This window comes from Collinsella sp. SGI.184 (assembly GCF_050313415.1).
Taxonomy (GTDB): Bacteria; Actinomycetota; Coriobacteriia; order Coriobacteriales; family Coriobacteriaceae; genus Collinsella.
The window spans coordinates 52,747-63,757 of the sequence record NZ_JBNPLJ010000004.1 but is presented as its reverse complement, the minus strand read 5'-3'; the positions used below and the strand labels follow the sequence as shown (position 1 = coordinate 63,757).

General features: G+C 60.1%; 8 protein-coding genes. 1 reads left to right on the top strand and 7 read right to left on the bottom strand.

The features are described from left to right. Positions 1 to 438 precede the first annotated feature (438 nt). The 7 genes from ACQRAJ_RS02260 to bilR form a co-directional block, all read right to left on the bottom strand. Positions 439 to 780 carry a 4Fe-4S dicluster domain-containing protein gene (locus ACQRAJ_RS02260; RefSeq protein ID WP_427747610.1) on the bottom strand — a complete coding sequence of 114 codons (342 nt, stop codon included), beginning with the start codon at positions 778 to 780 and terminating at the stop codon, positions 439 to 441. A gap of 7 nt (positions 781 to 787) precedes the next feature. After that, complete coding sequence (locus tag ACQRAJ_RS02255; protein WP_427747609.1) at positions 788 to 1,876, bottom strand: nickel-dependent hydrogenase large subunit; 1,089 nt, start codon at positions 1,874 to 1,876, stop codon at positions 788 to 790. Positions 1,877 to 1,881: 5 nt separating this feature from the next. After that, positions 1,882 to 2,595 (bottom strand): NADH-quinone oxidoreductase subunit C, encoded by a 714-nt coding sequence (locus ACQRAJ_RS02250; protein ID WP_427747608.1) that lies wholly within the window; start codon positions 2,593 to 2,595, stop codon positions 1,882 to 1,884. Then, complete coding sequence (locus tag ACQRAJ_RS02245) at positions 2,595 to 3,188, bottom strand: NADH-quinone oxidoreductase subunit B family protein (RefSeq protein ID WP_154516632.1); 594 nt, start codon at positions 3,186 to 3,188, stop codon at positions 2,595 to 2,597. The genes ACQRAJ_RS02250 and ACQRAJ_RS02245 overlap by 1 nt, the downstream gene beginning before the upstream one ends. Positions 3,189 to 3,200: 12 nt before the next feature. Next, a complete protein-coding gene (locus ACQRAJ_RS02240; RefSeq protein WP_427747607.1) occupies positions 3,201 to 6,083 on the bottom strand; it encodes a proton-conducting transporter membrane subunit in 2,883 nt (960 codons plus the stop codon). Positions 6,084 to 6,369: 286 nt separating this feature from the next. Beyond that, entirely contained in the window at positions 6,370 to 6,765 is a 396-nt protein-coding gene (locus ACQRAJ_RS02235) for a helix-turn-helix domain-containing protein (protein ID WP_427747654.1), read from the bottom strand. Positions 6,766 to 7,219: 454 nt separating this feature from the next. Next, entirely contained in the window at positions 7,220 to 9,250 is a 2,031-nt protein-coding gene (bilR, locus tag ACQRAJ_RS02230; protein WP_427747606.1) for a bilirubin reductase, long form, read from the bottom strand. A 738-nt stretch (positions 9,251 to 9,988) separates the two neighbouring features. Here bilR and ACQRAJ_RS02225 point away from each other — a divergent pair. Beyond that, positions 9,989 to 10,642 (top strand): hypothetical protein, encoded by a 654-nt coding sequence (locus ACQRAJ_RS02225; RefSeq protein ID WP_427747605.1) that lies wholly within the window; start codon positions 9,989 to 9,991, stop codon positions 10,640 to 10,642. The last annotated feature ends 369 nt before the right edge of the window (positions 10,643 to 11,011 follow it).

Sequence of the window (11,011 nt, the reverse complement as noted above, 5' to 3'; positions counted from 1 at the left end):
GTTTCATGAAAAACCGCAGGCGTTCTACCTGCGGTTTCGTTTTCGCGCTTTTTGGCATGGTTGAGGGTAGCGGCTTAAACGTAGTAGATGGGCCCATTTCGTGGCAGACGGGTCGCGCGGCAGCCCTCGCAAGGCCAAAATGATCCGTTTTCCTTCGTCCGCGGGAGATCAAGCGCTGTTACTGATATGGTGGCATTTCAAAACTATGCCAGATTACGGAGCTAAAGTCGGGGCCCTCATCCATACCCTCTATTTTTGAAAAAAGCGAGCTGTCTACCTGCGGTTTTATCTTCGTGGTTTTCGATATGGTTGGGGATTCGCAATTCAGCCCCGTAATCCGGCATAGTTTTTGTTCGCAGAGGCTTAGCCGCGCGTTCACGCGCGGGGCCGGCGGGGCATTTTTGCCCCGCCGGCCCCTATTCCAGCTCTATTCCAGTGCTACTCCGGCTTGGTTTCTACCGTGGGAGTCTTGTCCGCCGCAACCGGGGTACGGGTGGTGTCCATACTCAGACAGTGCTTAGGGCAGCTTTCGATGCACTCGCCGCACACCACACAAGCATACGGATCGATCGACCAGGTACCACCCTTGCGATCGACCGCAAGCGCGCCCGCCGGGCAGCGACGCGCGCACATACCGCAGCAGATGCACACGTCCATATCGTTGACGATATGCCCGCGCAGGCGCTCGGGCACCGTCAGCTCCTCCTGCGGATAGCACACCGTGACCGGTTGCTTGACCATAGAGCCCAAGGCCGTCTTGGCAAATGTCAGCAAACTCATGCCGCGCCTACCTTTCCGTGCAACTAATGCAGGGGTCGATGGTCAGGATAATCATGGGCACGTTGGCAATGAGCACGCCCTGCAGTGCATGCGTCAGGCCCGCCAGGTTTTGCGACGTCGGCGTGCGCACACGGAAACGGTCCAAATTCTTGGTGCCGTTACCGCGCACATAGTAGTACGCCTCGCCGCGCGGCTGCTCAATCACAACCTCGCCGCGTGCGCCGTCGGCCGGCGTAAGCTTGGTGCGCCCACCGATGCCGTCGTGCGGAATCTTGCCCACAAGCTCCTTAATGATGTCCATGGCCTGCGTGACCTCGGCGCAACGCACCTGGCAGCGGGCATAGCAGTCGCCATCGGTAGCAACGACGGGCTCAAACGCAGCCAGGTCCGCATAGGCACCGTCGCCAAACATGCGCACGTCGTAGTCCACGCCCGAGGCGCGCCCAAACGGACCGACCATCGAAAGCTCCAGCGCGTCTTTCTTGCTGATCACGCCCACGCCATGCAGGCGCTCGCCACAGCTGTTGTCGTCCAAAAACGTATGCACCAGGGCCTCGTAGTCGGGGCGCATGGCATCGAGCGTCTGAACAATACCCGCCAGCTCGGAGTCCTCGATATCGTGCTTAAGGCCGCCGATCTCGTTAATCGACAGAATCACGCGACCGCCACACGTGCTCTCAAAGATCTTGAGAATCTGCTCGCGCAGGGTCCACGAACGATAGAACAGCGCCTCGAAGCCAAAGGCATCGGCGAGCAGGCCCAGCCACAGCAGGTGCGAGTGAATGCGCGAAAGCTCGTGCAAAATGGTACGGATATACTGCACGCGGCCGGGCACCTCGATATCGAGCATGCGCTCGCAGGCGCTGGCATAGCCGCAGCTGTGACCCACGGCGCAAATGCCGCAGATGCGCTCGGCGATGTAGCCAAACTGGTGCATGTCACGCTTTTCGGTGAGCTTCTCGAGTCCGCGGTGCACAAAGCCGATCTGCGGAATTGCCTCGATAACGCGGTCGTCCTCGAGCACCAGGTCCAGGTGAAGCGGCTCGGGCAGCACCGGGTGCTGCGGGCCAAACGGAATAACGGAGCGATGTGCCATGGACCTTACGCCTCCTTTTTCTGCTTATCGCGGGCGGCTTTGGCGGCAAGCGCCGCGCGAACCTTGGCCGCTTTCTCGGGATCCATGGCGGCGAGCTTTGCCTCCATCTCGGCAGCCTTGAGCGCGGCCTTGGCGGCAGCCTCGTCATGCTGAGCATCGGAGCCGGCAGCCGCAGCGGGCTGAGCGACGGCAGCGCCCGCAGCATCGCCGACGCTCGCAGCGCCCTCCCCTGCAGCAGCAGCGGCGGCCTTCTCGGCCGCGGCCTTGCGCGCCTTGGCCTCGGCAGCGGCACGGACCTTCATGGCCTTCTCGCGCGCGGTTTTCACCTCGGGCGTGATGACGCTCATGGGCTCGGCAGTCGAGACCTGGTAGAAAAAGCCCTTAAAGTCAATCTGCATGTCGGTAATGGCAAGCCCAAACAGGTCGTGTGCCTCATTTTCAAACGGGAACACCGCAGGGTAATACGAGCTGATGGACGGAATCTCCTGGTACTGGTCGATGCCCTCAACCACCAGGTTCTCAATCGCATAGCTGCCGTCCTGCGCGATCTGCTCCTGGGCAACACGAACGTTGATGAACGTATAGACCAAGCGATACGTGCCGTCGTCCACGTTGCGCTCGGCGTGCATCTGTACAAAGCGGGCACCAGCACCCTTGAGCGCCTGGACATGCGACAGCAGCGCATCGAGCTCGACGGTGGTATAGATTGCCTTTTGCATTACTCGGCCCCCCTTGCAGCGGCGGACGCGGCGGGCGTCCCAGCAGGTGCGTCGCCAGCGGCGGGCGCGTCGCCGGCCTCAGCCGGGGCCACAAATCCGTCCTCGCCCAGCTCAACACCACCATCCCAGGTAGCGGCACCGCCCACGGTAAGCGGGTCGCCGCCGGCGCGCATCACGGCCTCCTTCTGGTCCAGGATGCCGCACGCCTCCACAATGGCGTCGATCACCGTCTCGGGACGAATGGCGCATCCGGGCGCGTACACGTCCACGGGAATTGCGCGGTCCACGCCACCGATCACGTTGTACGCATCGCGGAACACGCCGCCCGAGCACGCGCAGATGCCGCACGCCACCACGCACTTGGGCTCGAGCATCTGGTTGTAGATCTGGCGCACGACGGGCAAGTTCTGGGCGTTGACCGACCCCGTCACCAAAAAGATGTCCGCATGTTTGGGGTTGCCGGTGTTGACCACGCCAAAGCGCTCCGCATCGAACAGCGGCGTGAGCGAGGCCAGCACCTCGATATCGCATCCGTTGCAGCTCGAGCCGTCGTAATGAATAACCCACGGCGAGCGCGACATTTTATGATCCATGGATGCCGCCTCCTAAATAAACACGTCGACGAGGATGGGCATAAGGTTGAGCAGGCCAAACACCAGCGCCACACCCCAGCCGAGCTTAAAGCAGCTGCGCCAGGTGCTACGGGCGAAGGTGTTATCGATCAGTACCTCGACAAAATACGTCATGACCATAACGACCAGGGCGACGACCCAGCTCACCGGGTTGTCCCAAACAAAGAACATGCCCACCCACATCAAAAACAGCACGGTCTCGCACCAGTGCATAAGGGTCATCTTGGCCAGCGTGCCGCCGCTCATCTCGGTGGCGACGCCCTGGACGATCTCCTGATGCGCGTGATGCGAGTACGAAAGATCGAACGGTGACTTGCGCAGTTTGATGGTAAGCACCGCGAGCAGCGCGAGGAAAATGGGCGCGCTGTACACGATGATGGGGGCCGACTGCCCCGTCACGGCGATGGAATCGAAGCTGTCGGTGGCAAGGTACAGGCCCACACTCATCAGCAAAACGGCGGGCTCGTAACTCATGACCTGCAGCAGCTCGCGGTCGGCTCCGACCTGGGCAAACGGGCTTTGCGTCGAGGCGGACGCCAGCACCACAAAGATCGCAGCGAGGGTAACCATAAAGGCGCATAACAGTGTGTTGGAACCCGACACAAAGATGCCGCCGCCCACCACGGTAAAGATGAGCGCGCACGCCATGTAGGTATCGTCCACGGTGTTTACGCTGGCAGGGGCTTTGCGCAGGAGCTTGGCTACATCGTAGAACGGTTGCAGCAGACGCGGTCCCACGCGGCCCTGCATGCGGGCGGACAGCTTGCGGTCGATGCCGTCGATCAGGCCACCAACCAAAGGCGCCAGCAGGGCAAACGCCACGGTGCCTATAAAGATGCCCACGACGCCCGAGCCTTCGAAATACTTGCCGCGCAGCACCGAGGGCTCGCCCATGGCGAGCGTATCGGGACCAATCCATACGCAGCATAGCAGCGCGAACAGGATGATGCTGCAGCACACGATGCTGCCCGCGGGGCCAATACGCTTCTCGCCAAGGGCGTCCTCCAGGTACCAATTGCGCTTTTCGGCCTTCACCTCGTGTCCCATCGAGCCGCGGAAATGACGGTAATTGTCGGTTCCCACGCCCGAAAGATATACGTTTACGTGCGGTTTGTTGCTCACGCGGAATGAAGTTAGCAGCACCACGGCGATAAAAGCCACGATAACCACCATTAGATACATGGCATCCTTGCCAATAACATACGGCACGCGGCCAAACACCATGGCCAAGTAAGGCGACACCAGACCGCTCGAGATAATCGGGAACGCTACACAGCACAGAATCAGCAGCGCGGCGATAGTGTTGAGCGCTATCCATTCGGTCTTATGGACATTGCCCTCCACGTTTTCGGCCGTAGAATCCACGCCCGAGAGCTTGGCGAGCCACTTGCCCCAGAAGAAGAACGTCGCGGCCGAGCCAAAGGCCAGCACCATGATCATGAGCACATTGCCGGTCTGCGCAAACGCCACCAGGGCGCCCCACTTAGACACGAGCATGCCAAACGGCGCCACGAACATGCCCATGATGCCCAGCATCATCAGGCGCGTCAGGTGCGGCATGCGGCTGAACATGCCGTCCATGTCCTCGATATTGCGGCTGCCGATATGATGCTCGGCCGTGCCCACGCACAGGAACAGCAGCGACTTTGCCACCGTATGGAACAAGATCAAGAAGATGGCGGCCCACACGGCCTCGGGCGCGCCGACACCCAGGCAGGCACTGATGAGGCCCAGGTTGGAAATGGTGGAGTACGCGAGCACGCGCTTGGCATTGCTCTGCGAGATGGCCATGAGGGCGGCGAGCAAAAACGTGATGGCGCCCACGCTCGTGACCATAAAGCCGGTCACGGGATAGGTGGCGTACAGCGGGCTCAGCTTGACCATCAAAAACACGCCGGCCTTGACCATGGTGGACGAGTGCAGCAGGGCGCTCGTGGGCGTGGGGGCGACCATGGCGCCGAGCAGCCAGGTGTGGAACGGCATCTGTGCGGCCTTGGTAAGCGCGGCGATCGACAGCAAGACGACCGGCAGCACCAGCAGCGCGGATTGCGCGGTTCCGGCGCCGGAAAGCTCGATCATGCCCGAGATGGTCAGCGGCACGCCGTTGACGTGCAGGAACATAAGGCCCGCCAAAAACGCGATGCCGCCCAGCATGTTGAGGATGATCTGGGTAAAGGCGTTTTTGATGGCCTCGGGCGTGCGCGTATAGCCAATCATAAGAAACGAGCACACGGTGGTGATTTCCCAGCCGCAGAACAGCCACTCCAGGTTGTCGCTCGTCACGATGACGAACATGGCCGAAAGGAACAGGAACATAAGCGCCAGGAACTGCGGGCGTCGGTCGGGCGCGGTCTGCCCACGCAGCGCGGCCTCGTGCTCATCGTGCGCCTGGAAGTCCTTCATGTAGCCCAGGGCATACACGCAGATCAGGCTGCCGACAATGCCAACGGCGAGCACCATGATCACGCTCATATAGTCCAGGTAGAGCGGCGTGGCGGTGACGACCTCGGCCGTGGGCAGCGTCATGGCAGCGAAGGCAACCGAACCCACCAGCTGCACCACGCCGAGCACACCGGTAAGCGCGTTCCTATATTTGAACGCGTTGTACAGGATGACGGCGCACAGAATTACGTCGACGACGGAGCTGATGATCGAGAGCACATGCGAGGTGCCGGGGGCAACCTCAAAGCCCTGCGGACCCGTGCCAAAAAATAAGACGGCAACTACAACGGTCACCGCCATAATAATGCCGGAGCCTACAAGCCCTACCGCATCGCGGGCTCGGTCACTGCGCGCGAGCAGCATGCCCATCGCCGGTACCAGCGGAAACAGGGTAAGGAAATACAGTAGCGTCATACCATCACTCCCCCATGCAAAAACGCTGCAATTATTTAACGTTATAGCTCAAATTGGGAGTTCAGGCGGCAGGTTTTCGGTCAACTGGGGAGTTTTAGGCGTATGGGGTAAGGGCACGTCCGCTTTGGAGCAGAGAGGCGACGCTCCCCCTATCGTAGCGGCGGGCGCACGGGCCACTGCGCGCGGTTTATTGACCACTTTGAAGGATGTCCCGATAGACTCGCGGCGGTCCAAAAAGTTGGCGCGGCAAGAAAAATGCGCCCCTGCGGACGCACCATCCCGTTCGCTATTCCGCCTTTTTAACGCGCGGTTTACGACCCCGCGGCTTATCGACCAAGGCGGCCTCGCCACCGTCGCGATACTGTCGGCACCAAGCTTTAACCGAAGACTCGCTGGGGACCTTGTGCTTGACCATGACCTCACGCACCGTCAGACCATGTTCCAAGCGGTCCTTAACCACGGCAAGCTTAACGTCAAACGAATATGTGTGGTGATGAGAGCCCGCATTGAGAACGGCGTCGACGCCGCCCACGGCATACGCACGGGCCCACTGACGGGCTGTGGCCTGGGGGATGCCAAGCTCTGCGGCGAGCGCGCGATGGCCAACCCCTTCTTGGAGGATCTCGACAGCGCGCTGCCTAATCTCGGGCGCATGCGTGCGAGTCCTTGTTGTTTCTGACATACCTGCCACTTCTACTTCTTAGCCTTAAACGTTAAATTGCTTTCTTACGTGCAAGTTAGATAGTAGCATTTTACTGTTTGCTCAAAGCAGTTAATTAAAATAGACGCGGCGCTATCTGGGAATTTGACACCAATTTACGACATTTCTTTATTGATTATTTACGCTGGTAACTAGCTCGCAGCTAATCGTCATTCGCTTGCCAGCAAAATTGGCATCTCTTTATATCCTTTGGAATAGAGGATATGATTATTAACCCCTCCTCCAATAATTTTGAGCAGCCTGCAAGGCAGTAGACGCCTCACTCCCCATGATTAGCGCGCATTGCCGTCCACCGGGGCAAAACAAAAAGGGCGGGACCTGCTGCGCTTGCAGGCCCCGCCCCGATTGACACCCGATGGGACGCGGCCGGGCGAGACAGATCCGTGCTACCGCCCCGCCTGGCCGCGATGTTCAACTACAGCTCGTTGGCCGCGTGATATGCCGTGCGAATGGCGTTCGCAATGTCGGCGGTGCGCTCGCCCGAGCAGTCGCCCACACAGGTCACGGGCACCGTAACGCCATCCAAGTCAAACGCGTTGGCCTTGGAACCGACGGCCATCACCACGTAATCGCAGGCGATCTTCACCGGCTCCTCGGCGCCGTCATCGGCAGTGCGAATGGCCTCCACGCCCTCGTCGGTAATGGCGGTCAGACGGGTCTTAACATGCTGCTCCACGTTGTGCTCTGCAAAGTCGCTCATAATCAGTGGCAGAATGGTCTCGGACTCGCCTGCGGCAATCTTGTCGAGCATCTCCACGATCGCCACTTCGCAGCCGTGCTGCAGCAGGTACTCGGCAGTCTCGGTGCCCACCAGGCCACCGCCAATGACGGCGACGCGGCCCGTAAGCTCCACTTTGCCGGCCAGCACGTCCCAGCTCGAGACGACCTTCTTAGAATCGGCACCCGGAACGGGGATGACCACGTCGTGCGCGCCCACGGCCACAATCGCGGCGTCGGCGGCGTTGAGGTCCTCAGTGGTAGCGACGTGGTTGAGCTCAACCTTCACGCCCAGGCCGGGCAGAATCTTCTCGTAATACTCGACCGAGCGCATGATTTCGTCCTTGCGCGGAGGCGCGGCCGCCAGCACAATCTGGCCGCCCAGATGATCGCTCGCCTCGTAGACGGTCACGTCGTAGCCGCGCTTGGCCGCCACGCGTGCGGCCTCCAGACCGGCAATACCGCCGCCCACAACGGCGATCTTCTTGTCGCCCTCGCCCGGCTTAATGGCGATGGTAGCCTCGTCGCCGTTCTCGGCATTGAGCACACACGAGATGTACTTGCGGTTTTGAATCGCATCGACGCAGCCCTTGTTGCAGTTGAGGCACTCGCGGATGGGCTCGCCCGTGGCGGCCTTCAGCGCAATGTCGGGGTCGCACATGAGCGAGCGGCCATAGGCGATGATATCGGCTGCGCCGTCTTCCAGAATCTTCTCGCCAGCCTCGACCGAGACAACACGGCCCACAGTTGCTACCGGCACGGAGACCAGGGCCTTGACGCGCTCGGCCACGGGCAGCGTCCAGTTGTAGGGCATGGCGCCCATGGACGGAATGGTATCGCCCATATTGCCGGTGTGGTTGGCCTGTGCAACCTGGATCATATCGATGCCCGCGCCCTCGAGCAGCTTGGCGAACTCGCAGGCCTCGTCGGGCTGCAGGCCGCCCTTGCCACGCGGCGTGCCATCGGGGTTCTCCATGATCACGGGGAGCTTATACTCCACCATCAGCTGCGGCGCGGCTTCCTTGATGGCAGCGACGACCTCCAGCGCGTAGCGAACGCGGTTCTCAAACGAGCCACCGTACTCGTCGGTGCGCTTGTTGAGGATCGCGGAGCACAGCGAGCCCACCAGGCGGTCGCCGTGGACCTCGATGGCGTCGATGCCGGCCTGCTGCGCGCGAGCGGCCGAGGCAGCGATGGCCTCCTTGATCTGGGTGAGCTGCTCTACGCTCGCCTCGTTCACAAAGTGCTGCATGTCGTGGTGCAGCTTGGCGTATGCCTGCTTGCGAATCTCGTTGGACTCGGCCATCTTGGCGGCAAAGGTCTCCTCGTCGCCGGCGGCCTTGGCCTCCTGCGCGGCTTTGGCTGCAGCCATGGAGCCCATGACCATGCGACCGACACCGGGCACGTCGTACTCGGGGTGGAACAGCTGCAGCGCGACCTTGGCACCGTGCTTGTGGACGGCGTCGGCCAGTGCCTTAAACGTGGGGATCTGGGCGTCGGTTGCCAGCTTGGGCGTGGGGCTTGCGGTCATGACGGGAGCGACGTCGCCGATGACGATGTAGCCCACGCCGCCACGGGCCAGGCGCTCGTAAAAAGCCAGGCTGCGCTCGCCGATGGAACCGTCGCGCTCCTCATAGCCGGTGGTCAGCGGCGGAAACATAATGCGGTTCTTGAGCTCAAGGGGGCCAACCGTAATGGGCTGGAGCAGCTTGGACGCAGGTGCGGTCATGGACATTCCTCTCTTGTAGACGCGGCGGCGATGGTGCCGCGTAGTTGTTTAGAGGATATGGCATGGGGGTACAGCGGCACAACGAAAATCGGCGGATAGCAGGCAGCGGCAGGCGGATGGGGCGGGGCGGCCCGTCGGTTTGTCTCAATCTGTAACAGCTACCCAGCAAAACCGGGTCTTACTGTTACAGATCGAGATATTTCTCTCGACCCATCCTCAACAATCTCAATCTGTAACAGCTAGACCCGCTTTTGACCCCTACCTGTTACAGATCAAGACAAACGGAAGCGTTCCGTCGGAAAATCTCAATCTGTAACACCTACAGGCCAAAAACGACCCCAGATGTTACAGATCGAGACGAACAAACTCGGTCCGACCAAACATCTCAATCTGTAACATCTAGACCGACTTTTGGCCTCCACCTGTTACAGATCAAGACAAACGGCAACTGTCCGTCCGAATATCTCAATCTGTAACAACAACTCGGCAAAATCCGTCCCTCGTGTTACAGATCGAGACAAACGGAGCCCCGCTCGCCGGAAATCTCAATCTGTAACATCTACAGACCAAAATCGGACCCACCTGTTACAGATCGAGACAAACCCCAGCAGCAACACCGTCCCCGTTCGAGGAAACGACCGCCACACTCACCTTTTTAAACAACCTAATACTGCGCAGCCTGCGATAATAATTTGGTCACGCGTCGACTACGGCGAAGACGCGGCAGAGGGGACACCCATGCAACCGAGTACCACCGATAGGTCCACCGCAAAGCAAGCGCTGCTCGAGGCGCTCTTGAGCGACGCGGGACTCAAGAACCTCACGCAAACAGCCTCTACCGTTATGGGCAACCCGGTGCTCGTCGTCGATCCCGTCTACCGCTATGCCGCCCGCGGTGGCTTTGAGCTCGACGATGCCGACGACCCCCCCCTTGCAGCCATCACCCGCGCCGAGCTCTCCGAAGGCGATATGCTGCAGGACGAAGCCGTGCGCTACATCATCGAACGCGATCTAGACGAGAAGATTGCCCGCTCGACAGGCCCGCTCACACGCTATAACGACATGTTCTGCCTCAACACCATGACCGGTGCGATCAAGGTGCACGGCACGTGTCTGGGTCGGGCGATGATGATCGAGCGCAATCTCATGCGAATCCTCCTTTATAGGGCTCTCGGACGAGCCCGGGTTTCATGCGAATTGCATGCGTATCGACAGCCATACTTTCGCTCGAGAACAGGCTCAAAACCATGTGCAGGCGCACCGATGTTTGCCCATAGCGACCATGGGCTTTGTGCGGATGAACCATGCGTTTGGGCAACGCTTTCGAGCGCATGGTCCTGGCGCCATACGCACAAGGGGGGGGGCGGTGTGCCTTATGGCACCCGCCCCTGATAATCGAGTTTTCTTATGTTTAGTCCTATTAAACAGTCCAATATCTTTAGGCAAGATCACCCCGACGGCGCTCATCCCACTTGGAAGGCCAGACTCCACCCGCCTGCTCGATGGGATGAGTCCGCGCATCACCTGGACTCTCTACGCCTCCAATGGATCGGTAGCCTCTTACGAACACTTTCAAAAGTATGACAAGAGAAAGAAAAGTCCGTAGATTATGCATCTTTAGACTCGCGAAAAAGCACATCATGCCCGTCAGCGGCGACGCACCGGCCTTCGGGACGCCTGAAGGCTACTGGGCACGGCGGCGATATTCATAGCGAATGATACGGACGCTGCAACTGGTATTATATGACGTACTATTGAAAG

Excerpts from the sequence above, each read along its gene's own strand:
- ACQRAJ_RS02260 (WP_427747610.1), bottom strand. The coding sequence starts at position 780 with ATGAGTTTGCTGACATTTGCCAAGACGGCCTTGGGCTCTATGGTCAAG.
- ACQRAJ_RS02255 (WP_427747609.1), bottom strand. The coding sequence starts at position 1,876 with ATGGCACATCGCTCCGTTATTCCGTTTGGCCCGCAGCACCCGGTGCTG.
- ACQRAJ_RS02250 (WP_427747608.1), bottom strand. The coding sequence starts at position 2,595 with ATGCAAAAGGCAATCTATACCACCGTCGAGCTCGATGCGCTGCTGTCG.
- ACQRAJ_RS02245 (WP_154516632.1), bottom strand. The coding sequence starts at position 3,188 with ATGGATCATAAAATGTCGCGCTCGCCGTGGGTTATTCATTACGACGGC.
- ACQRAJ_RS02240 (WP_427747607.1), bottom strand. The coding sequence starts at position 6,083 with ATGACGCTACTGTATTTCCTTACCCTGTTTCCGCTGGTACCGGCGATG.
- ACQRAJ_RS02235 (WP_427747654.1), bottom strand. The coding sequence starts at position 6,765 with ATGTCAGAAACAACAAGGACTCGCACGCATGCGCCCGAGATTAGGCAG.
- bilR (WP_427747606.1), bottom strand. The coding sequence starts at position 9,250 with ATGACCGCACCTGCGTCCAAGCTGCTCCAGCCCATTACGGTTGGCCCC.
- ACQRAJ_RS02225 (WP_427747605.1), top strand. The coding sequence starts at position 9,989 with ATGCAACCGAGTACCACCGATAGGTCCACCGCAAAGCAAGCGCTGCTC.